General features: G+C 67.0%; 25 protein-coding genes and 1 tRNA gene. 16 read left to right on the forward strand and 10 right to left on the reverse strand.

Features of this window, described 5'->3' with window-relative positions; translation table 11 throughout:
* Positions 1 to 106: 106 nt before the first annotated feature.
* Complete coding sequence (locus tag ACFPA8_RS16875) at positions 107 to 1,237, forward strand: ImmA/IrrE family metallo-endopeptidase (protein WP_386449193.1); 1,131 nt, start codon at positions 107 to 109, stop codon at positions 1,235 to 1,237.
* A gap of 2 nt (positions 1,238 to 1,239) precedes the next feature.
* Positions 1,240 to 1,728, forward strand: coding sequence for a hypothetical protein (locus tag ACFPA8_RS16880; protein ID WP_386449196.1), 489 nt, complete (start codon positions 1,240 to 1,242; stop codon positions 1,726 to 1,728).
* Here the strand turns inward: ACFPA8_RS16880 and ACFPA8_RS16885 are convergent.
* Positions 1,725 to 2,597, reverse strand: a complete 873-nt coding sequence (locus tag ACFPA8_RS16885) for a DUF6602 domain-containing protein (protein ID WP_386449199.1) — start codon at positions 2,595 to 2,597, stop codon at positions 1,725 to 1,727. The two genes, ACFPA8_RS16880 and ACFPA8_RS16885, sit on opposite strands and share 4 nt — an antisense overlap.
* Positions 2,598 to 3,137: 540 nt before the next feature.
* On the opposite strand from ACFPA8_RS16885, the gene ACFPA8_RS16890 reads away from it, so the two are divergent.
* Complete coding sequence (locus tag ACFPA8_RS16890) at positions 3,138 to 4,907, forward strand: IS481 family transposase (RefSeq protein ID WP_386449517.1); 1,770 nt, start codon at positions 3,138 to 3,140, stop codon at positions 4,905 to 4,907.
* 33 nt (positions 4,908 to 4,940) lie between these two features.
* On the opposite strand, the gene ACFPA8_RS16895 is transcribed toward ACFPA8_RS16890, so the two are convergent.
* Both ACFPA8_RS16895 and ACFPA8_RS16900 read right to left on the reverse strand, forming a co-directional pair.
* On the reverse strand, positions 4,941 to 5,747 hold the full coding sequence (locus ACFPA8_RS16895; protein WP_386449202.1) for an ATP-binding protein: 807 nt from the start codon (positions 5,745 to 5,747) through the stop codon (positions 4,941 to 4,943).
* A gap of 45 nt (positions 5,748 to 5,792) precedes the next feature.
* On the reverse strand, positions 5,793 to 6,200 hold the full coding sequence (locus ACFPA8_RS16900) for an NUDIX hydrolase (protein ID WP_386449519.1): 408 nt from the start codon (positions 6,198 to 6,200) through the stop codon (positions 5,793 to 5,795).
* A 111-nt stretch (positions 6,201 to 6,311) separates the two neighbouring features.
* Here ACFPA8_RS16900 and ACFPA8_RS16905 point away from each other — a divergent pair, with 111 nt between their 5' ends.
* From ACFPA8_RS16905 to ACFPA8_RS16950, 10 genes are all read left to right on the forward strand, one after another.
* Positions 6,312 to 7,100, forward strand: a complete 789-nt coding sequence (locus tag ACFPA8_RS16905) for a GntR family transcriptional regulator (protein ID WP_386449205.1) — start codon at positions 6,312 to 6,314, stop codon at positions 7,098 to 7,100.
* A 203-nt stretch (positions 7,101 to 7,303) separates the two neighbouring features.
* Positions 7,304 to 7,654: an SCO3933 family regulatory protein gene (locus ACFPA8_RS16910; protein WP_386449207.1), complete on the forward strand. Its 351-nt coding sequence runs from the start codon at positions 7,304 to 7,306 to the stop codon at positions 7,652 to 7,654.
* 4 nt (positions 7,655 to 7,658) lie between these two features.
* Complete coding sequence (locus ACFPA8_RS16915; RefSeq protein WP_386449208.1) at positions 7,659 to 9,035, forward strand: FtsK/SpoIIIE domain-containing protein; 1,377 nt, start codon at positions 7,659 to 7,661, stop codon at positions 9,033 to 9,035.
* 83 nt (positions 9,036 to 9,118) lie between these two features.
* Positions 9,119 to 9,757 carry a DUF2637 domain-containing protein gene (locus tag ACFPA8_RS16920; RefSeq protein ID WP_386449210.1) on the forward strand — a complete coding sequence of 213 codons (639 nt, stop codon included), beginning with the start codon at positions 9,119 to 9,121 and terminating at the stop codon, positions 9,755 to 9,757.
* Between the two features lie 19 nt (positions 9,758 to 9,776).
* The gene (locus ACFPA8_RS16925) at positions 9,777 to 9,968 is read left to right on the forward strand and encodes a mobile element transfer protein (RefSeq protein ID WP_028433703.1); all 192 of its coding nucleotides are present in this window, start codon (positions 9,777 to 9,779) and stop codon (positions 9,966 to 9,968) included.
* A 16-nt stretch (positions 9,969 to 9,984) separates the two neighbouring features.
* On the forward strand, positions 9,985 to 10,179 hold the full coding sequence (locus tag ACFPA8_RS16930) for a hypothetical protein (RefSeq protein WP_070012796.1): 195 nt from the start codon (positions 9,985 to 9,987) through the stop codon (positions 10,177 to 10,179).
* Between the two features lie 17 nt (positions 10,180 to 10,196).
* Positions 10,197 to 10,454, forward strand: coding sequence for a SpdD protein (locus ACFPA8_RS16935; protein ID WP_386449520.1), 258 nt, complete (start codon positions 10,197 to 10,199; stop codon positions 10,452 to 10,454).
* A 151-nt stretch (positions 10,455 to 10,605) separates the two neighbouring features.
* A complete protein-coding gene (locus ACFPA8_RS16940; RefSeq protein ID WP_386449522.1) occupies positions 10,606 to 11,946 on the forward strand; it encodes a replication initiator in 1,341 nt (446 codons plus the stop codon).
* Entirely contained in the window at positions 11,943 to 12,158 is a 216-nt protein-coding gene (locus ACFPA8_RS16945; protein WP_028433701.1) for a helix-turn-helix domain-containing protein, read from the forward strand. The genes ACFPA8_RS16940 and ACFPA8_RS16945 overlap by 4 nt, the downstream gene beginning before the upstream one ends.
* Positions 12,158 to 13,330 carry a tyrosine-type recombinase/integrase gene (locus tag ACFPA8_RS16950; RefSeq protein WP_386449213.1) on the forward strand — a complete coding sequence of 391 codons (1,173 nt, stop codon included), beginning with the start codon at positions 12,158 to 12,160 and terminating at the stop codon, positions 13,328 to 13,330. Before ACFPA8_RS16945 ends, ACFPA8_RS16950 begins: the two co-directional genes overlap by 1 nt.
* Positions 13,331 to 13,390: 60 nt before the next feature.
* Here the strand turns inward: ACFPA8_RS16950 and ACFPA8_RS16955 are convergent.
* Positions 13,391 to 13,464 (reverse strand) — tRNA-Gly (locus tag ACFPA8_RS16955).
* A gap of 621 nt (positions 13,465 to 14,085) precedes the next feature.
* Here ACFPA8_RS16955 and dcd point away from each other — a divergent pair.
* On the forward strand, positions 14,086 to 14,661 hold the full coding sequence (dcd, locus tag ACFPA8_RS16960) for a dCTP deaminase (protein WP_386449215.1): 576 nt from the start codon (positions 14,086 to 14,088) through the stop codon (positions 14,659 to 14,661).
* A 57-nt stretch (positions 14,662 to 14,718) separates the two neighbouring features.
* On the forward strand, positions 14,719 to 15,234 hold the full coding sequence (locus tag ACFPA8_RS16965; RefSeq protein WP_386449217.1) for a phosphoribosyltransferase: 516 nt from the start codon (positions 14,719 to 14,721) through the stop codon (positions 15,232 to 15,234).
* 90 nt (positions 15,235 to 15,324) lie between these two features.
* On the opposite strand, the gene ACFPA8_RS16970 is transcribed toward ACFPA8_RS16965, so the two are convergent.
* A complete protein-coding gene (locus ACFPA8_RS16970; protein ID WP_386449219.1) occupies positions 15,325 to 15,840 on the reverse strand; it encodes a DUF5994 family protein in 516 nt (171 codons plus the stop codon).
* Between the two features lie 236 nt (positions 15,841 to 16,076).
* Entirely contained in the window at positions 16,077 to 16,622 is a 546-nt protein-coding gene (locus tag ACFPA8_RS16975; RefSeq protein ID WP_386449221.1) for a hypothetical protein, read from the reverse strand.
* Positions 16,623 to 16,801: 179 nt separating this feature from the next.
* Between ACFPA8_RS16975 and ACFPA8_RS16980 the strand changes: the two genes are divergently transcribed.
* Positions 16,802 to 17,056, forward strand: coding sequence for a hypothetical protein (locus ACFPA8_RS16980; protein WP_386449223.1), 255 nt, complete (start codon positions 16,802 to 16,804; stop codon positions 17,054 to 17,056).
* 92 nt (positions 17,057 to 17,148) lie between these two features.
* Here ACFPA8_RS16980 and ACFPA8_RS16985 read toward each other — a convergent pair whose 3' ends face one another.
* From ACFPA8_RS16985 to ACFPA8_RS17000, 4 genes are all read right to left on the reverse strand, one after another.
* A complete protein-coding gene (locus tag ACFPA8_RS16985; protein WP_386449225.1) occupies positions 17,149 to 18,132 on the reverse strand; it encodes a Yip1 family protein in 984 nt (327 codons plus the stop codon).
* A gap of 135 nt (positions 18,133 to 18,267) precedes the next feature.
* Complete coding sequence (locus tag ACFPA8_RS16990) at positions 18,268 to 18,675, reverse strand: ATP-binding protein (protein WP_386449226.1); 408 nt, start codon at positions 18,673 to 18,675, stop codon at positions 18,268 to 18,270.
* Complete coding sequence (locus ACFPA8_RS16995) at positions 18,669 to 18,824, reverse strand: hypothetical protein (RefSeq protein WP_386449227.1); 156 nt, start codon at positions 18,822 to 18,824, stop codon at positions 18,669 to 18,671. Before ACFPA8_RS16995 ends, ACFPA8_RS16990 begins: the two co-directional genes overlap by 7 nt.
* 413 nt (positions 18,825 to 19,237) lie before the next feature.
* Entirely contained in the window at positions 19,238 to 21,559 is a 2,322-nt protein-coding gene (locus tag ACFPA8_RS17000; RefSeq protein ID WP_386449228.1) for a (Fe-S)-binding protein, read from the reverse strand.
* Positions 21,560 to 21,731: the final 172 nt, after the last annotated feature.

Consider the following 21,731-nt stretch of genomic DNA (forward strand, 5'->3'; position numbering starts at 1 on the left):
ACGCCTGAAGGCCTGTTGCGATGCACGATGCTGCCGAAGATCCAATCCAAGTAGCGATCGGGATACGGCTGGTGACTACACGTCAGTTCATGGGTAGCCTCTGAGCATGCCGGCCGCTAAGCAGTCCATCAACCCAGACGTCCTGGCCTGGGCGTTAAAGCAGGCAGGCGTGTCCAAGGACGAACTTGCGCGCGATCTAGGGGTGTCAAGCGATGTCCTAGAGCGTTGGTTCTCCCGAGATGACGCACCAGGCATGACGCAATTGAGGAAGATCTCGCGGAAGCTTCGGCGGCCTACTTCCTTCTTCTTCCTCCCTAAGGTCCCGCGCCACTCACCTACCGAGGCGGCCTTCAGGCACCCGCTAGGTTCGAAGGGAAAGCGTTCCTTAAATAGCGATGAGGTTGCCGAACTTCGCAGTGCTCAGCGACGACAGAAGATCGCAGCGTGGGCTGCAGAAAATCTTGAGGAATTAGCACCCGAGTTACCCAAGCGTGAAAAATCTGCTGAGGCCACAGCACTTCGAGTGCAACAGTGGCTCTTGTGGAATGTTGAATTCCAAGTCAAGGCGACATCGAAGAACCGCGTTACGAAGCTTATTCGGCGAAGCCTGGAGGACCAGGGCGTAATGGTTCTCCAAGTATCAATGGGCCGAGATTCATGCCGGGGTTTCTCGATCTACCACCAGCGCGTTCCGGTGATTGCCTATAACGGGAGTTCACAAACTGCCGCTGCTAGAACGTTTACTTTGCTGCACGAACTCGGCCACCTATTGGCGCATGAGCAAGCAGTTTGCGCATCACCGCAGGACGCAGAGGAGCGATGGTGCGATCGTTTTGCAGCTGCCTTCCTTCTCCCCAAATCTCATCTACGCGACTATCTCGCATTCAAGAAATATGACTACGTTGAGCATGATGATGTAGACATCGTTCGACTAATCTCTCAACGGTATAAAGCAAGTTTCCAGTGTGTCGCGCTTCGCCTCATCGATTTGGGAGTGGCAGATTGGTCGCTATACGAATCCGTCCGCAATAGCCCTCTTGAAATCGAGAAGGGAGGATTCGGAGGAGAAGCGCAAACGACTGAAATAATTCGTATGCGCGAGTACGGGCTGACCTTCCCACGCCTGGTTCTTGCGGCAAGAGACAGGGGGAAGCTTGCAGAGATCGATGCACGCAAGTATCTGAATGTAGACGGGGAACAGATGACCTCGCTGCAACACCGCCTCACTGAGGTGTGAGCTTGGAAATCTACGTTATAGATACGCATGCCGCTCTAGCCCTGCCTGAACTCTGTCGAGATGTAGAGGATCGCCACCTCTTCTTTAATACATTCACCGAGATGATCAGGGGCGGAACCTTAGCCTTCCCCGAGTTAGTGGTGAAGGATTGCCAGCAATTTGCGAGCGGCGAGTACATATACACCTGGATAAATGCGGCTGCAGGTCACAGAACTTGCAAGGCAGTCAAGAGCCACTGGCAGGAAGAGGTTCTGGGAGTATGCCCAGAGATCTTGGACCAGGACAGCGAGATGGAACAGACACCGGTCCTGGTCGCCTCGATGGCTTTGATGCTGAGCGATGATCTACTGACTGACGTTTATGTTGTTACTGAGGACAGATTAGAGGTCCCTGAGCGAAAATGCCTGGCCATGGCATGCCAGGATCTTGAACTAGAAACCATGACAGCTAGGGAATTAGCCATCAAGGCAAGTTTGGACGAGTACATCTAGCTCGGTTGTGGTAGTTCTGCCATTTCCCTGGCAGGAAATTGGAGATAGTGTCTCAATATCGAAGTTGGGACGGTTCGTGTCGAGCTCAGAATGTCCATAATGGCAGCGCAGAAAATGAGTAGCGCACGTCCGGGTTCACCTACAATTCGATCCTCTTGCTTTCCGCTCAGTCGAGCAACAGGGAAAGTTGACCCTTTTCTGAGAACGCGAGCGCGCTCGGAAGCCGTCGGCTTCTGCCATTCACCGGGAATTCTGTCTTCGGAATCTGAAGTGCTATGCAATCCCACGACTCCGATGCTGTAGCCTTGCTCAGCAGCTGGGTCCAAGAGTACTGCATTTCCAGCCATAATGCCTGGCTCTACGACGCAAATTAGTTCCGGCAACCTTGCATTGTCGTGCTTTCTTACGTGTTTGGCGACAGTAGGAGGCGTCCCCTCTGCGTGATAGGCAAGAACGAGAAGTGGTGGACACTCGCGATCTCCACACGGCTGCAGTCTCTTGATTGATTCACTCTTCTCGATGCAGTCTTCAAGCTCATCTTCTGTCAATGTAGTTTTAACCTCAATGGCAAGAAGAACACTCTCTATTGGGAAAATTGTCTGATTCGTTTGAGCCATTATGGTTGGCTGGTTTGCCGCGTCATAGATAATGATGTCCATTTGGCGTGAGTAGTTTCCCGTGGAATCGATGATCATTCCGCTCCCCGTGCCGATGGCTGAGGGTAGAAGGTTCTCCATCAATCGAACCAGCGAAAGTTCATTTTCCTTCCCCTGTTCCCCGGAGTGGCCAATCAGCCTATTAAAGGTATTCACTTCCTCCTGCAGGCGGCGCGCAACTCCGGACCAGTATTCTTCGACGATTTTGCTCATGCCCTGCCCTGTGGACGCTCGATCTCGGCTAGAGACCTAAATTCTATGCCCAACTCTTGGGGGCTCAGGAGGCAAAGGGCGGCGTAGCGGCTTTGGGCTGGAGCTGCCTTGGGGCGAGAGATCAGGGGCTCGTAAGCTTCCCGTGACTCGGGCAGTCTCCTGACCTGCCCGCAATAGCCCGAAGTGAGCCCCTGATCTTCGAGGCTCGCCCCAAGGTGGCTGCCTAAAGCCGTGGAGCCGACCGTCCCAGCCACGATGGCGCCCTCTTCTTCTGGCTTGCCACCGCGCGCGGGCCGGCGGCCGGGCCGGAGCGGGGCGGAGACATGAGCGTCGGCCCGGCGGCAAGCCGGGCCGCGCGGCGAGCGGAGCGAGCCCTTGAAGTAGCAAAGAAGGTTGTTACTCACCGCTGAGGAAGCTGAGTGTCCGGTCTCGGGAGATGCTTTACAGGTTGGCTTCGGTTGATGCTTGACACCGCTTTCCTCGGTTGGCTGTGCGCGTCTGTTGGCGTGTGCGGGGAGGCCGGGGCTTGTGCTGGTGGAGTTGAGCGTGGTCGAGCAGCGCTATCACGCGGTCATGGAGGTGGCTGCTGGTGTCCCGGTCGTCCAGGTCGCGGCGCGGTATGGGGTCTCACGGCAGTCGGTGCACACGTGGCTGCGGAAGTACCGGGAGTCGGGTCTGCCGGGGCTGGCGGACCGCTCGCACCGGCCGGCGTCGTCGCCGGGCCGGATTGCCTCCGAAGTGGAGGCGGCCGTATGTGAGTTGCGTCGGGCTCATCCTGGCTGGGGGCCGCGGCGGTTGGTGCACGAGCTGACCCGCAAGGGAGTGCAGCCGGTGCCTTCCAGGGCGACGGTGTATCGGGTGCTGGTCCGCAACGGCCTGGTGACGCCTGGAGTTTCCAAGCGGCGTCGCTCGTCGTATCGCCGGTGGGAGCGGGACGGTCCGATGCAGCTGTGGCAGATGGACATCGTCGGCGGCGTCTGGCTCGCGGACGGGACCGAGTGCAAGGTGGTTACCGGCATCGATGACCACTCCCGGTTCGTGGTGATCGCGAAGGTGCTGTCCCGGGCGACGGGCCGGGCTGTCTGCCTGGCCTTCGGCGAAGGGCTCAAGAGGTTCGGGGTGCCGGGTGAGGTGCTGACGGACAACGGGAAGCAGTTCACGGCCCGGTTCGGCTCCGGCCGTCCTGCCGAGGTGCTCTTCGACCGGATCTGCCGGGAGAACGGCATCACCCACCGGCTGACCAAGCCTCGCTCGCCCACGACGACGGGGAAGATCGAGCGTTTCCATCAGACGCTGCGACGTGAACTCCTCGACACCTGCGGCCCGTTCCCCGATATCGAGGCCGCGCAGAAGGCCGTGGACGGCTGGCTTGCCGAGTACAACCACCAGCGTCCCCACCAGTCCCTGAACATGACCGCCCCTGTTGGCCGCTTCACCGACTCCACCTCTCGGGTCGAGGAGACGGCGCTGCCGGTGAAACTGCCACCGGTTCTGGCGGCTGCCGCAGAGAGTCCAGCACCGCAGCCCGAGCCGGCACCGTCCTGGACAGCGGCTGCGGAGAAGGTGGAGACGATCGAGGTGGAGCGGGTGGTGCCCTCCTCGGGCAACCTGAGTCTGCGCGGTCAGCAGCTCTGGTTCGGCCCGGCCCTGGCCGGCACCCACGTGACGCTGCGGATCGATGTGAACCGGCTGCACATCCTCATGGGCGGTGCCCGTCACAAGACGCTGCCGTCCAAGCTGTCCAAACGCGACCTCAGGGCACTGCTGGCAAGTGGAGACGCAGTGCCTGCGGGGCCGTGGCCGGAGGAACCCGGTCCCGTCGACCAGACCAGCGGTGCGGTGGAGGTGGACCGCACCGTCAACCCGGTCGGCTACGTCGGCCTGGGCGGCGACAGGGTCAACATCGGCTGGGCCTTCACCGGCCGGCGGGTCACGCTGCGGTTGGACGGCACCCTCATGCAGGTCCTCAACAACGAACGTGTCCTGCTGGCGTCTCTGTCCTGCCCACTGCCGGCCACCCGATGCGCACGCCTGAGAGGCGCCAGGCCCGCGGGCCCGCCTCCGGTCATCCCGCCACCGGCACCGCAGATCGCCGAGCGCACCGTCAGCAGCGCAGGCGGGTTCGTCGTGGCCGGCCAACGCATCCAAGCGGGCAAAGCCTTCGCCCGCCGGATCGTCACCGCCCACCTGGACGAGGACGTCATCCGCGTCTTCCACGGCGACGACCTCATCACCACCGTCCCCCGCGTCACCACCAAGGAGGTGGTCGTCACCAACTCCGGAGAACACACACGACGCAAGATCGTCTAGGACAGACGTCAAGCATCACCTGACGCCGAACCGTCAACCCTCACCTGAGACTCGACAGCTGAGGAAGCTGAGTTGAGCCGTTGAGTGTCGCTGCGTGCATGCCGGGAGCGTCCTGCCTTGGCGGTGTGCCATCGGTAGGAAGGTGACCGGTCGGGCGGTCCAAGTGATCTGCGTGGTGCGGTGCTTGAGGGTGAGGTCCTGCGGCTCGCCTTGGCGGAGCGCTTCGAGGGCCTGCGGCTGCTCGTGGGCCTTCCAGTGCTGTGCCTGTCGGAAGGGCTCGTCGTCCAGGGCGATCGCGATCGTCATGAGGCTGATGCGGACCCAGCGGAGGGCCTGTTCCGGGCTGGTGGCATCGAATGCGCCGAGGTGGCCGCCGTTGACAGTGCATTCGCACCAGTAGCCCCGGATGAGAGGTGCCTCCGGTGATGACTGGGGGCCGGCCTTCAGCTCGGCTGTGACGGTGTGGCCGTTTTCGTCGTCACCGTAGACGTGGAGTCGTCGGGCGAGTGAGGCGACGAGGGCCAGGCCGCGGCCGTGGGTGTCGTTCTCGTCGGGGTGCTCGACGTGGGGTGTGGTCCGTGTGCCGCCGGAGTCGGTGACGGACACGGAGACCGCCTGTGGTGTGCGGGAGATCGTGAGGTTGAAGCCGTCGCCCTGATTGCCGCTGGCGCTGTGCAGTAAGGCGTTGGTGCCCAACTCGGTCACGATCAATGCCGCGTCGTCCGCGTGGTCGCTGTCGCTGAGGACGTCGCGCGTCCATCGGCGTGCGCGGCCGATCTCTTCCAAGTAACCGGGGCAGGAGAGTTCCCAGATCCGCACCGTGCTCGTATACTCGTGCATACAAGTTCCTTCGTGCTGGTGGCCGCTATGGACAGTGAGTTAGAGCTAGACGAGTTTCACGCCGTCGTGCGCACGCACGGCCGGCGGGGATGTTGCGTCGAGAGCGTCCAGGACACGGATCGCGTATGCCTCGTCGGCCAGTTCGGAGACCTCTTTGCGGGTCGCCCAGCGAAGTGCGTAGGTCTCCTCCCCCGTCGTCGGGGCCCCGTCGACCGCTTCGCAGCGGAAGACGAGCGAGACGATCAGGCCGGACATGTTCTTGTAGACGCCGGTGAGGGTCGCCGGAAGCGCGATCTTGAAGCCCGTCTCTTCGAGGACTTCGCGCTGAAGAGCGTCCGGGATGGTCTCTCCTGGTTCGAGCACGCCACCGGGCGGCTCCCACTGGCCGTTGTCACGGCGCTGGATCAGGAGAGCCCGGCCGTGAGCGTCGACGATGACTCCGGCGACGCTCACGGAATGGGGGCGCTCTACAGTGCTCACGTTCCTCGGCTTCCCTCTGCTGGCTAGGCTCTCCACCGTAGCAATGACACTCAGCTTCTCGTCTAGATATCTGAAGGAGTACACATGGCGGCTCTCCCCTCCGGCGTTCTCGGAGCGCTGGACCCGACAAGTGACCGCGCGGTGTTCCGGCAGATCGCTGACCAGCTGCGGGAAGCCATCGACAAGGGGCGGTTCAAGGAAGGCGCCAAGCTGCCGTCCGAAGCGGAGCTGACCGAGCACTTCGGGGTGTCCCGGATGACCGTCCGCAATTCGCTTTCCATCCTTCAGAGTGAAGGGCTGGTCTCCTCCGAGCACGGACGAGGGGTCTTCGTGCGGCCCCGGCCCCCGGTGCGGCGTCTGGCGTCCGACCGCTTCGCCCGGCGTCACCGTGATCAGGGGAAGTCCGCGTTCACCGTGGAGGCCGAAGCCGCGGGGAGCCGTCCCGAGGTGGACAGCCTGGAGGTGCGCGAGGAGCGCTCCACGCCGGAGATCTCCGCCCGGCTCGGCTCTGCCCGGAAGGTCCTCGCCCGCCGGCGCCGGTACCTGCTGGACGGCAAGCCGGTCGAGTTCGCCACCTCGTACCTGCCGCTCGACATCGCCCGCAACACCCCGATCGCCGAACCGAATCCGGGCCCTGGCGGCATCTACGCCCGGCTGGAAGAACTGGGGCACCGCCTGGAGCATTTCGACGAGGAGGTACGGGCCCGGATGCCGGCACCGGATGAGGTGAAGACCTTGCGCCTGGCCTCCGGTGTGCCGGTGATTCACCTGGTGCGGACCGCGTACGACACCGAGGGGCGTGCGGTGGAGGTCTGCGACACGGTGATGGCCGCTGACGCCTACGTCCTCGCTTACCAACTCCCGGCCACCTGACGGGTCTCGGAGGCTGCTGCACTGCAAGTGGGGCCTCTTCTCCGGGACTTGTACACACGCAGAGGCATACTCGTATAGACGAGTGGGCAAGCATGTGGCACAGTGGTTCGTGTTCCCAATCGAACCGGGGCTGTCACGACGCATCTTGTCTAGACGACTAGGCGTTGGTGGTCCCGGCCGTGAACTGAAGGAGAAGAGAGACCTTGAAGACCATCCGTGTGCAGACCGAAAACGCCACGATCCTGCTGACCGAGGTGCCTGAGCCGAAGGTGCGGGACCGCCAGACCGGCGAGATCGCCAAGGACGCTGTCAGTGGTGAGGCGTTGATGAAGGTCGGCGTCGTCTACATCGACGAGGGGGAGTCCTCGCTGATTCACGTGACCGTGCCGGAAAGCGGCGTCTCCGACGGGTTGGCCCTGGGGGCTCCGGTCTCGCTGCCGGGGCTGATCGCCCGGCCGTGGGACTCGGTGTTCAACGGGCAGCAGCGGCACGGCATCGCCTACCGGGCGGCGGCTGTCGCCCCTGGTGCAGTCCCGGCCGGTGTGGGGGCCTGACCTGATGTCGGAACTGATGACGATGATGGAGGTGGGTGGCCCCCTCGCCGTTGCTGGTGGCGGGGCCGCCTACCTCCGGGCCCGGCATCCGGCCGCGTACTGGTCCACGGTGGGCCTCCCGGTGTCGGTGGCCCGGCTGTTGGGCTCTTACGGGTCCGTCATGGACTCGTGCGGGCTGACCGTTCCGCCGTCCCGGCTGCGGGTGTTGGCCACGCGGGCGACGACTCGTCGTGAAGTGCGGCCGGTGCCTCCTCGCCGCGGAATGCTGCGGCCTACCTCGACGGGGATGCGGCTGCGGTTGCGGCTCGCTCCGGGGCAGGAACCGGCGGACGTGGCGGCCTCGGCCGAACGGCTCCGGCACGCCTGGGGTGTTCACGCCGTCTACGTGGACGTGGTCAAGCCCGGTGTGGTCGAACTGCGGCTCGTCGGCTTCGACGTGCTGGACCGGGTGCGGATGCCCCGTAAGGTCGGTAGCGGCTTCCTGCGGGTGCCGGTGGCTCTGCGGGAGGACGCGACAGCGTTCGTACGGGACTACCGCGCGATACCCCATCAACTCACCCTCGGCGCAACACTGTCGGGGAAGTCGATGTACCTGCGGCACCTGGTCGCCGGACTCGCCGGTCAGCCGGTGGCGCTGGTGGGGATCGACTGCAAACGCGGTGTGGAGCTGGCGCCGTTCGCTTCGCGGCTGTCGGCGCTGGCGACCGAACCGGGGGAGGCGGCCGAGCTGCTTCCGGTCCTGGTGCGGCTGATGGAGGAGCGCTACGACCTCATCAAAGCCCGGCAGGGGATAGCTCCGAGTACGCCGGATGAGGAGATCACCTCGGACGTGTGGGGGTTGCCCGAGAGCCAACGCCCGGTGCCGGTGGTGCTGTTCGTGGACGAGATCGCCGAACTCTTCCTCGTCGCCACGCGGAAGGACGAGGAGAGGCGGGACGAGATGGTCACCCAGCTCATCCGGCTCGCCCAGCTCGGCCGCGCCGCCGGCATCTACCTGGAGGTGTGCGGCCAGCGCTTCGGTGCCGAACTGGGCAAGGGCGCCACCATGCTCCGTGCCCAGCTCTCCGGCCGCGTCTGCCACCGCGTCAACGATGAGCCCTCGGCCAAGATGGCCCTCGGCGACATCGCCCCGGAAGCGGTCGAGGCCGCCTGCGCCATCGCTCCGGAACGTCCCGGCCTGGCCGTGGCCGGTGACACCTCCGGCGGCTGGTCCCGCATCCGTACGCCGTACCTGTCGCTGGCGGATGCTGCCGCCGTCTGCCAGCAAGCCGCGCACCTGGTGCCCGACGTGCCCGCGTTGGACCCGTTCCGGCCCGTCGTTCCGGCTCAGCCCGTCGAGCGGCCGATCTCGCTCGTGAAGCCCTGGCCCGTCACGGACTGACCCACACCCCGACCCGGTCGGCGTGACCGCCTCACGCCACGTCCCTACCCCTCCCATGCCTGAACACAGAAAGGAGGCTCCCTGTGCGCGCACAACTGGCCCGTGTCGATGCCGTACTCGTCCAGGCCGTCATCGCTGCCGCGCTGTCCTTCGCGCATCTGCACGACCTGGCCTCGGCTGCCGGACAGGACGGCTGGAAGGCGTGGGCCTACCCGGTCTCGGTAGACCTGCTCCTGGTCGCCGCGTGGCGGCGGCTGAGGTCCGGAAAGGACAAGGCGGCGGGCTGGTGCTGGTTCCTCATCGCCCTGGCTGCGTCGCTCGGCGCGAACGTCTCCACCGCCGGTCTCCTCGACCTGAACGACGTCCCCGACTGGCTCCGCATCCTCGTCGCCGGGTGGCCCGCACTGGCCTTCCTCGGCGGAACGCTTCTCGCCCACGGGTCGAACGAGACTGCTGCGGCTGAGAGTTCGGAGCCCGTCGTGACCGCCGAGCAGGAGCCCAACTCTCCCGCCGAGCCGGTAGCCGAGCAACCGCCAGCGCTGGGGCCCGCCAAGCCGGAGAGCACTGCTTCAACAGTCCCGGCCGCGCTCGTCGAGCACGCCCGGAAGGTCGCCGAGGCACATCAGGCCCGTACCGGCGCTCCCATCGACACCGGCACGCTCCGCGCCCGCCTCGGCGTCCCCGCGCCCCTGGCAGAACAGATCGCCGCCCAACTCACCTGACCCGACAGGAGAACTCGCCATGCCGCTCAATCGCCGCTTCCGCCGCGTGACCCGCGTCGGCCCCGTCCAGGTCGGCACCGCCTACGACAACCGCGGCCGTGAGAAGCACACCGCCGCCTGTACCGCTCCGCGCTGCGGCTTCTCCGCCGACTACGACTCGCGCGCCGCCGCCGAACTCGCCGCCCGTACGCACCGCTGCCCCGTCCGCTGAAAGGAGACCTGACCTCGTGAACGTGACTCTGCCCCTGGTCGTCGTCCTCGGCCTCATCACCTGGGGAGCCGTGAAGTTCCTCGGCGTCCGCGTCTGGCTTGTCGTCGTGATCGCCCTCTTCGGCTTCTACCTCGCAGACACCTTCCTCGCCCCCGCCATCGACAACGGCACCCGCGACGGGGTCGACGTCGTCAACGGCACCCACGACTGAACGGAGAACCAATCATGCTGCTCAAGCCCCAGCTCCCGCAGAACCCCACCGCGAATGTCGCGGGTTCAAGTCCCGTCATCCACGGTGGCCACCCGGCCGCCCCGGCGCCCGCACGCCGTTCGCTGCCCTCGGTCAGCACAGGAGCCGTTGCCACCGTGCTCCTGGGCGGCGTCGTCCTCACGGCCCTGCTCACCGCCGTCGCCGTCTCGGCCATCTCCGTCGCCGTGGCCGCCGTGGTCCTGCGCTCGCTCCTGAACTCTCAGAACCGCCGCTGAGCGGCTGCCGGGGCGGTCTCGATACCGCCAAGCATCCACCGCCCCGGCAGCCCGACCCCTTCCGACCGAAGCCGAAAGGAGAACTCCCATCATCACCCGCAAGAGCCCGACGCCACTCAAGGAACTCGGGACGCTCGCCTCAACGGGGACGCTGCCCGGTATCCTCCGCCAGCTCTCCACGCTCGGCGGCTGCACGCACCCCGTACGCCTTGCCGGCCAGCGGACCGAACACCGCGTCGACACCAGGACGGGTGAGATCGGTGCCGAACTGCACCGCCTCAACTCGGCCGAGATGCCTGCCGGTCACCTCCTGGTGCGGTGCGGCAACCGCCGTACGACCCGCTGTGCGGCCTGCGCCGAGACGTATCGCCGGGACACCTTTCACCTGATCACCGCCGGACTGCGGGGCGGCAAGGGGACGCCTGAGACGGTCACTTCGCATCCGCGCGTCTTCGCGACGTTCACTGCTCCGAGCTTCGGGCCCGTCCACAACCGGCCCACCGGGCCCGGTGGTTCAGTGCGGCCGTGCCGGTGCGGCAAGCGTCACGACCAGGGCGACGGCATCCTCGGGATGCCGCTGAATCCTGACCGCTACGACTACGAAGCCGCCGTCCTGTGGAACGCGCACGCTGGGATGCTTTGGCGGCGCTTCACCATCTACCTGCGCCGCGAGATCGCTAAGCGCGCCGGACTCACTCAGCGGGCCTTCCGGCACTTCGCCCGCGTTTCCTTCGCCAAGGTCGCCGAGTACCAGAAGCGCGGTGCCGTCCACTTCCATGCCGTGGTCCGCCTCGACGGGCCCGAGGGTGGCGACACTTCGCCCCCGGTCTGGGCGACTGCCGAGCTGCTGACCGATGCCATCGAGGCCGCTGCTCGGAAGGCGACCGTGGCCGGCCCCGTCATCGACGGCCGCGCGCACTCCTTCGCCTTCGGCAGCCAGCTCGACGTACGCACCATCCACGGCCCCGACCTCGACGGCGGCCAGGAACTCACCGACCGGGCCGTCGCTGCCTACATCGCCAAGTACGCCACCAAGGGCGCAGAGACAGCCACGGGGACGCTCGATCGCCGTCTGAGGTTCGTCGGCGAACTCGCCCAGCTCGACCTCAACCCGCACGCGGAACGCATGATCCGCACCGCCTGGGCCCTCGGTGCGCGTAAAGACCTGGCTCACCTGCGGCTGCGGGCCTGGGCGCACATGCTCGGCTTCCGCGGCCATTTCTCCACCAAGACCCGGCGCTACTCCACCACCCTCGGCGCTCTCCGTGCTGCCCGCGCCGAATGGCGCCGCCTCCAAGCCGCCATCGCACGAGGCGAGAACCATCCACAGCCCGTGGACAACGACAGGGGCCGCGAGGAAACGACGCTCGTCCTGGCGCACTGGGCCTTCGTCGGAACAGGGCTCAGCCCTGCTGAGGAATGGCTCTCGGCCTCGCTCGCCGACTCCGGAACGCCAACCGCCACCAGCACGGAAGGAGAGATCGCACGATGACGGACCGATACCTCAGCGTCGACCAGGTCGCCGAACTCCTCGGCACAACAGCCCGGTTCCCCCGCCGGCTGATCGCCGAGCGCCGCATCACCTTCGTCAAGGTCGGCCGTCACGTACGCATCCCGGAAAGCGCCCTCGCCGCGTACATCGAGGAGCGAACCGTCCAGCCGATGCGTCCGCGTCGGGCCCGAGCCCGGAAGGCGGCTGCCTGATGGGAAACAGCAAGGGGAGGCGGCGTCGCTTCGGAGCCGTTCGCCAGTACCGGTCAGGACGTTGGACGGCGAGCTATCTGGACCCGGAGGGGATGGAACGCCGTGCGCCTCAGACCTTCGAGACCAAGACCGACGCGGAAGTCTGGCTCTCCCAGGTCGAAGCCGACCTCTCCCGGGGCAACTGGCAGGACCCGGACGCCGGAGCGGTCAACTTCGAGGTGTACGCCTCGCAATGGGTGCTGGAACGCGGTTTGTCGCCGACAACGGCGGAGCTGTACCGACGACTTCTCCGGCTGCACATCCTGCCCACCTTCGGTGACCTCGACCTGGACGAGATCACGTCGCCTCGCGTCCGTACCTGGCGCACTGAGCGGCTGACGACGACGGAAGCCCCCACCACCGTCGCCAAGGCGTATCGGCTGCTGAAAGCCATCATGCAGACCGCGACCGACGATGAACTGATCCGCCGGAATCCCTGCCGTATCCGCGGGGCCGGCAAGGAGGTCGCCCCGGAACGGCCCGTCGCCACCGTGGAGCAGGTGGACGCCCTGGCGAACGCGGTCGGAGTCCGGTGGAAGCTGATGGTCTACCTCGGCGCGTACGGTCCGCTCCGTCCCGAGGAGCAAGCCGAGCTGCGGCGGCGAGACGTCGACTTGGACGCGATGACGCTCCGGATCACTCTCGCATCACCCGAGCTGACCACAGGGGAAAGGGCCACCGGGCCCACCAAGTCGGAAGCGGGCGTACGGCTCGTCGTCCTGCCGGACTTCCTGCGCACCGACCTCCGCCGGCATCTCGACTGGTTCGCGGAGAAGGGTCGGGACGGCTTGCTGTTCGTCGGTGAGAAGGGCGCCCCGTTCCGCCGTAGCTCGTTCGGCCGGAAGTGGCGTCGGGCCCGAGCCAAGGTCGGGATGCCGGAGGGCTTCCGCTTCTACGATCTTCGTCACACCGGGCACACCCTGTCGACGCAGAGCGGGGCCACGCTCAAGGACACGATGGTCCGCGCGGGCCAGTCCTCCGAGCGGGCCGCGCTGATCTATCAGCACTCGAACTCGGACCGACAGCGGGAAGTCGCCGGCGGGATCGACGCACGGGTACGCGCTGAGCGGAAGAAGGCGGCGCAGAAAGACGGCGACGCGCCTTCTGGTGCGGATCTGGTGCAAGACGCTTAGAACCATTGGAACAGTCCGCAAAACAAACAAGCCCCGGGCCTCTGGCCTGGGGCTTTGTGCTGGAGCGGGTGACGGGAATCGAACCCGCGCTCTGAGCTTGGGAAGCTCATGTTCTACCATTAAACTACACCCGCGAGTAGCCGAGAGTAACCGGCTACGACGCCGATTACTCTACCTCATCCACGACCCCCGCCGCACAGGCCGAGGGGTCTTTTTGCTGCTCCGGGACGGGGTGGGTGCCCCTCGGCGCAAGGGAGTTGGGGCGTAGCGTGAGGTGGGAGGGCCTCAGCGAAGCACTGTCGGCTTGATCCCCTAATGTGGCTTTGGTCGTCCACGTAGTTGGGGAGAGGAGAGCGATGGAGGACACCGTCGTTCAGTGTGCCGAGGGGCATGTGTTCAGTACCTCGACGTTCCCGATGCAGCACCTGGGAGAGGAACGGATCGGCCCCGGTCGGTTGCTGCGATGTCCGCGCTGTGCGCGGTTGCGGCAGGCGGTGCCCGTCTCTCCTCCCGTCCCCGTGCCACGGTCGGCGACGCCCGGGCAGGGCCGTGCGGACCGTGCGGGTCGTTCCGGCCGGCCGGAACGGGTCACGTCGCCGTCCGGCTGGAGCTCCCGGCCGTACGGGCAGTAGCACGGCTCGCCAGCCGCCAGGCGACGGATGGCCTCAGGCAGCGGACGGCCGCCGCGAAGCATCCCGTGTGCGAGGGGCCGGTCCGATTGGGCCGGCCCCTCGTGGTGCGCGTAGTCTCGGGCCGTGCTTCTCTCTGACAAGGACATCCGGGCCGAGATCGACAGCGGCCGGGTGCGGATCGAGCCGTACGACTCCGCGATGGTGCAGCCGTCCAGTATCGACGTCCGACTGGACCGCTTTTTCCGGGTGTTCGAGAATCACCGGTATCCGCACATCGACCCCGCCGTCGAGCAGGCCGACCTCACGCGGCTGATCGAGGCCCACGGCGACGAGCCGTTCATCCTGCACCCCGGGGAGTTCGTGCTCGCCTCGACGTACGAGGTCGTCACGTTGCCGGACGACATCGCCTCACGCCTCGAGGGCAAGAGCTCCCTGGGGCGGCTGGGGCTGCTGACGCATTCGACTGCGGGGTTCATCGACCCCGGCTTCTCGGGCCACGTGACGCTGGAACTCTCGAACGTGGCCACCCTGCCCATAAAGCTGTGGCCGGGCATGAAGATCGGGCAGCTGTGCATGTTCCGTCTGACGTCGCCCGCGGAGCACCCGTACGGTTCGGCGCTGCACGGCTCCCGCTACCAGGGGCAGCGCGGGCCGACGCCGTCGCGCTCGTACCTGAAGTTCCACCGTACGCAGGTCTGACGGCGCAGGCAGGGCACCGGCCGTCAGGCTCCGACCGCCGAGAGGGAGGCGCTTGGGATGAGTCGCGACGACGAGCGGGAGAACTTGACGTACGCCCTCTTCGGCCAGGCAGTACGGGAGTTGGCCCAGGCAGTGGCCGACGACTCGTACGAGCCGGACATCGTGCTGTCCATCGCGCGCGGTGGTCTGTTCGTCGCCGGGGGCCTCGGCTACGCGCTGGACGTGAAGAACCTGCATGTGATGAACGTGGAGTTCTACACCGGCGTCGGCCAGACCCTGGACATGCCCGTGATGCTTCCGCCCGTCCCGAACGTCGTCGACCTGAGCCGCAAGAAGGTGCTCATCGCGGACGACGTCGCGGACACCGGTCGCACCCTGAAACTGGTGCAGGACTTCTGCGCGGAGCACGTCGCCGAGGTGCGCAGCGCGGTGATCTACGAGAAGCCGCAGTCGGTGGTGAAGTGCGAGTACGTGTGGAAGCGCACGGACCGGTGGATCAACTTCCCGTGGAGTGTGCTGCCTCCGGTACGGAGGTCGGGCGAACCGGTCACTCCGTCGAAGGAAGCGCTCTGACCTGCAAAGTTCCACTCCGCGCCGGAGCGGGCGCAATGAGGGCCCCGGGGCTCCTCGCTTCACGCCCCGAGCCTTCACGCCCCCGAGCCTTCAGGCACCGCGGACCTCGTGCCTCGTCGACGTGCGCTGCCGCGTGGGTGACGCGATGCCCGTCGCCACGAGGATCTGCTGCCCGGACTCGGTGTTGCCGATGTGCGTGGCCATCGTCATCGCGGCGTGCGCCTCGTCGGTTCCCGCCTCGGGCGGGATGACCAGCAGGGAGAAGTGGTCCATGTCGCCGCGGGTGACGATGACCGTGTCGTCCCCGACGGGGAACCAGTCGATGTGTACGAGCCGGCCGTCCACGAAGAGCGGTTCGCCGAGACCGTCCCAGGCGTCCGCGTCGAGGCCGACGCGGTCGATGGAGCCGAGATGCTCGGTGAGGACGGCCACCAGACCCGGCAACTCGGCCTGGACGTCGCGGGAATGCGGCCACCAGGCGCCGTCGAAGAGACCGTCGCGGGAGGGTGCCGCATGCAGTCTGAGGGCCAGCAGGCCCGGTTCGACGGGGAGGTGGAGCGCGTTCAGCGCGGAGACGTCCACAGCCGGGATGTCGGGCCCTGTCACGTCTGGGAGGTTCGGTTCGACCTTCATGGTGTACCGCCCTGTCTGCCGTCCCCGGAGGTTCGCTCAGAAGGCCCCTGCCACCCACACACGCCCGTGTGGTTCGCCGGCGGGACCGATCGGGCCTGGACGCCCGGACCGTACGCGCGTACGTCGGCTGCCGGAATGTGATTTCTGCCTGTTGAGTCCCAGATTACTCCCGCTGCCCGGGCTTACGGGCCGCCCCTCAGAAGCGCCCGCTACCTGGGGAAACGACGCGTCCAGGCTTCCAGGGGCGGGCCGCCGGAGGGAGGCGTGATCTTGCCGAGGCTCTGCCAGGACCAGGACTGCAGAGCGCTCCGGGCGGGGGCGTTGTCCTGGTCGATCAAGGTGACCGCGAGGCTGATACCGGCAGGGGTCAGCAGATGCTCCTGGAGCCGGGTCGCCACGCGGGTGCGGCGGCCGGACGGCAGGACCATCAGCTCGGTCATGACGAACACCCGCCCCGCTGCCGTCAGTTCGGCCATCTCGGCCGGCAGTTCGCCGTGCAGGCCCTGCCACCACTCGTCCGTGCGGTCGGCCTGGTAGCCGTAGACGCTGCCCACCAGACGGCCCGCCGCACTGGCGATCACGAGCTCGAAGCCGGGGCGCTGGACGTGCTCGCCGAGGCGCCGCAGGTATTCCTGCCGGTCGTGGAACTCCTCGCCGGGCATCCCCCGGTATGCCTCGACGTACAGGTCGGCGACCGCCTCCCGCTCCCGGTCGGCCTGCCATCGGCTGAGCCGCCGCAGAAACACATCCGTCACGCCTACGCCCCCTCCGCGCCTCGCCCCGTGACCAGCCCCGACCGCCGGGGCGGCGTAGGCTGAAGATACTGAGAATACGTCGTCCACAGGCTTCCGAGCCGTCCTCGTCGCCGGTGAAATCCGGTCGGCCGCCGCTGCGGCCGGCAACCGCCGCCGGCCGCACGGGAGGAGCGACCGCTATGGACATCCTCGTCACTGTCGGAATCATCCTGCTGCTGATCGCGCTGACAGCGCTCATGATCCACCTGCTGAACGTGCGGCACGAGCAGAGCATCGTCACTCACCGGTACGACACGTTCCACCCCGGCAACCCGCCGGAGAGCGCGGGTGCGGACGGTGCGGGCCCGGACCACGCGGGTCCCCACACCGCCGGCCCGCACGGCGCGGGTGCGGACCGGCAGGACGACGAGGGCGGTCGACGGCGCGACAGGTAGCCGAGCAGCCGAGCCACAGCGTCAGAACTGCGGCGTCAGAACTGCGGCGTCAGAACCAACAGCGTCAGAACTGCGGCGTCAGTGCCGCGCCGTCAGAAAGTGCCGAGCTTGATCAGCACCAGCAGCGCCAGCAGCTGCACCGCGGAGGCACCGAGCGCGCGGGCCCACGGAAGATCGTGGGAACGGCTGACCATCGACGTCAGGAGAGCCCCCGCCGCGATCCATGTGACCCAGCCCAGCACCTGCGAGAAGGTGTCGGCGCCGCCGAGGAAGAGGGCGGCGAGGAGTCGCGGTGCGTCGGTGAGCGGCATGATCAGCATCGACAGGCCGACGGTGGGCGCCCACGTGCCCGTGCCTCCGAACTGGCGGGCCAGCGTATGGGTCACGGATCCGAGGATCAGCCCGAAGATCACGAAGGCGACGGCCGCCCCCAGGACGGTCGGCGCCATCGTCGAGACAGTGTTGTTGATGACCTCCTCGCGGGCGTCGCCGAGGCTGAAGGGCGCGAGAAGCCCGTAGAGCACGGTGACGATGATCGCGGGGAGCCACACGGCGTGGTCGCGCATCTGCCAGAAGGTGGCGTTGGGGCGCAGGACGATGCCGCTCAGCAGCTGCTTCCAGTGCAGCCGCGGACCGGGGGGCGGAGCGGGCCTGCCCGCGGCGTAGGGGTCGCTCCCGCCGTCGTAGGCGCCGCCCGGGGCGTAGGGGTCCGGGACGGTGAAGGAGCGGGTGTGGCCCGGGTTGTCGGTGTACGGATCGCCGACCGGGCGTCCGCCCTGGCCGTGCGGCGGGCGGCCGTACGACTGACCGCCGGAGTAGGGACCGGGGCCGAACTGCGCGCCCTGGCCGTACGGACGCTGCGAGCCGTAGGGCGGCTGCGAACCGTGCGGCTCGCCCAAGTACTCGGGTTCGCCGTGGCCGCCGGGCCGCCCGTGCGCCCACTGCTGCGGCGGGCCCTGCCCGTACGGCCCGGGGCCCGGGGGCGCCTGTCCCGGATGCCCCTGAGGTCCGCGGTTCTGCCCTTGCTGCTGCGCGTTCCGGGAGCCCCGGCCGCGTCCGATCCTGAAACCAGCCACGCCTTCGAACGTACCTTGTCCCCGCGGCGGTCAGGCCGGGCACGGGAGAATGCGGACCGCATTGTGGCCGATCCGGTACAACCCGTAGGGCTCTCCCCTAGGGCCACTGGAGCGGGGCCGGACGGTCCGTCCCCCTCAGCCGCACGGCAGGCGCACCGCCAGTGTCACCACCGCACCGCAGCCCGGTCCGGCGGGTTCGACCGTGAGCCGGTCGGTGACCAGCTTGGCGAGCCACAGGCCGCGTCCGGCGGTGGCCCCGGCGACGCCGGGCGCCAGCTCCGGGATGACGTCCTCGGAGAAACCCGGCCCGGAGTCCTCCACCTGGCACTCCAGCTCACCTTCGAGGTGACGCAGCACCAACCGCCCTGTTCCTCCGGCGTGTTCGACCGCGTTGGTGGCCACCGCATCGACGGCGACGACGAATTCACCTCTGCGTGGTTCCCCCAGGCCCGCCGCCGCGGCGCACTCCTCGACCTCGATCCGGATGCGGGGGAGGTCTCGTGAGGTGAAGTGCAGGCGGCACAGGCGCTCATTGGTCAGCATCCGTCCATCTCCCCGACGCTGAGGTTCACCGGACGGAACGAGTCCGCCCCGAGCCTGTGCGGCATGCGGGCCTGGTCGTTGACGTGGCGCCCGGCCGGGGCCGTGGTCGTGGCTCCTGCCGTGGTCGCTGCGCCGTCGTCGTCCCGCATGGTCTCCCGTGGTCTGCTGTTCGGCCCGAACGTCCGTAAAGGCCACGCCGAGCGGCTCGCGGGACCCCGGTGGCCCGCTCTGGATCTGCCGGCCTGCGGACGGACGGGGGCGGAGAACACCATCCGCCGCACGGGGACAGGGCGGTTCTCCGCCATCTCCTCGCCGCAGTCCAGCACCCGGGGTCGCCTCCTTCACCGCGCCGCTTCTGCTGTCGCTGGTCAGCGAGGCTAAGCGGCAGGGGGCTCGATGGGTATCCCCCGAAGGGGATTGACCTGTGAAGAACATTAAGTGACTGAATACGAACGGAGATTGCCGCATACGAACGGAGCTTGCCGACAAGACGACAAGCTCCGTTCGTGAGTGGCTGCCCGTCCGGGAAACACGTGACTCCGGAAGAGCCGTGTGGGAGGAGTTACTGCGCGGGTTCGGGCTCCGCCGTCTCCTCCGAGCCGCTGTCCCCGGCCGGCTCCCCGGGCGTCTTCACGGAGTCCAGCAGCAGTTGGGCGACGTCCACGACCCGCAGGTCCTCCTTCGCCTTGTTGTCGTTCTTCTTGCCGTTGACGGAGTCCGTCAGCATGACGAGGCAGAAGGGGCACGCCGTCGAGACGATGTCGGGATTCAGGGAGAGTGCTTCGTCGACGCGCTCGTTGTTGATGCGCTTGCCGATGCGCTCCTCCATCCACATGCGGGCACCGCCGGCGCCGCAGCAGAAGCCGCGTTCCTTGTGACGGTGCATCTCCTCGTTCCGCAGGCCCGGGACCTTGCCGATGATCTCGCGCGGGGGCGTGTAGACCTGGTTGTGGCGGCCCAGGTAGCACGGGTCGTGGTACGTGATCAGGCCCTCGACCGGCGTGACCGGGACCAGCCTGCCCTCGTCGACGAGGTGCTGGAGCAGCTGCGTGTGGTGGATGACCTCGTAGTGGCCGCCCAGCTGCGGGTACTCGTTCGCGAGCGTGTTGAAGCAGTGCGGGCAGGTTGCGACGATCTTCTTCTTCGACTTCTCGACCGTCACGCCTTCCGCTCCGTCTTCGTCCGGGGCGGACTCGCCGAAGGCGGCGTTGAGCGTGGCGACGTTCTCCTCGCCGAGCTGCTGGAAGAGGAACTCGTTGCCCAGCCGGCGGGGCGAGTCACCGGTGCACTTCTCGTCGCCGCCCATGATCGCGAAGTTGACTCCCGCGATGTGCAGCAGCTCGGCGAAGGCCTTCGTGGTCTTCTTGGCCCGGTCCTCCAGCGCCCCGGCGCAGCCCACCCAGTACAGGTAGTCGACCTCGGTGAGGTCCTCGACCGTCTTGCCCACGACCGGTACCTCGAAGCCGGTCGCCTCGGCGAGCTCCTTGGTCCACTCCAGGCGCTGCTTCTTCGCCAGGCCCCAGGGGTTGCCCTTCTTCTCCAGGTTCTTCAGCATCGTCCCGGCCTCGCTCGGGAACGCGCTCTCGATCATCACCTGGTAGCGGCGCATGTCGACGATGTGATCGACGTGCTCGATGTCGACGGGGCACTGTTCGACGCACGCGCCGCACGTCGTGCACGACCACAGCACGTCCGGGTCGATGACCCCGCCCAGCCCGTCCGGTGCGGCCTCCGCGGTGCCGATCAGCGGACGCTCGGCCTCGTCCAGCGCGGACTGCGGTACGTCCTTCAGCTGCTCCTCGGTCGCCTTCTCCTCGCCCTCCATGGTCTTCCCGCCGCCGGCGAGCAGGTAGGGGGCCTTGGCGTGCGCGTGGTCGCGCAGGGACATGATCAGCAGCTTGGGCGAGAGGGGCTTGCCCGTGTTCCAGGCAGGGCACTGCGACTGGCAGCGGCCGCACTCGGTGCAGGTGGAGAAGTCGAGGATGCCCTTCCAGGAGAAGTGCTCGACCTGGGAGGCGCCGAACTGCGTCTCCTCGCCGTCCTCGTCGTCGAAGACGGTCTCGAAGTCGATCTCCTTGCCGCCGGACGTCATCGGCAGCAGCCCGCCGAGGGCGGTGCCGCCGCTCGCGTTCCGCTTGAACCAGATGTTCGGGAAGGCCAGGAAACGGTGCCAGGCGACGCCCATGTTGGTGTTGAGCCCGACGACGATCATCCACACGAACGACGTGCTGATCTTGATCATCGCGACCAGGTACACCAGGTTCTGCAGCGTGCCGACGCTCAGCCCGTCGAAGGCGGCGACGAGCGGGTACGAGGCCAGGTAGGCGGCCTTGTAGCCGGTCACGCCGTGCAGGGCGCCCTCCAGGCCCCTCAGCACCAGGATGGCCACGCCGATCGTGAGGATGACGTACTCGACGAAGTAGGCCTGGCCCGCCTTCGAGCCTGCGAAGCGGGACTTGCGTCCGGCCCGGTTCGGCAGGTTCGACAGCCGGATCGCGATGAGCGTGAGGATGCCCAGCGTCGTCATCAGGCCGACGAACTCGGTGAAGATCTCGTACGGGGCCCACGTACCGATGAGCGGCAGGGCCCAGTCGGCCACGAAGAGCTGGCCGAAGGCGTGCACGAGGGTGAGGACGAGCGCGAAGAATCCGATCGCGACGAACCAGTGTGCGACGCCGACGATGCCCCACCGGTTCATGCGTGTGTGCCCGAAGAACTCACGGGCCACGGTGAGAGTGCGCTGCTGCGGATCGTCGGTGCGGGTCCCGGCGGGCACCGGCGCTCCCAGACGGACGAAGCGATAGATCTGCGCGATGGCGCGCGCGAACAGCGCGATACCGACCGCGGCCAGCACCAGCGAAACGACGATCGCGGCGAGTTGCATGGAGGCTCCTCGGACCTGCGGGCGAGCATGCGTGCGGCTGCCCGGCTCGCTCTTGCGTACTAAGCGGTAACTTATCTAGTCCGTTCGAGAGTACCCACTTTCCCGGGGGTGCTGGTACCCGGGCGCGCGGTGATCTGCGTCGCGGGGGCGCGCGGTCAGTGCGGTGTGCGGC

The sequence above is a fragment of the Streptomyces ovatisporus genome (assembly GCF_042653885.1).
In the GTDB taxonomy this organism is placed as follows: domain Bacteria; phylum Actinomycetota; class Actinomycetes; order Streptomycetales; family Streptomycetaceae; genus Streptomyces; species Streptomyces ovatisporus.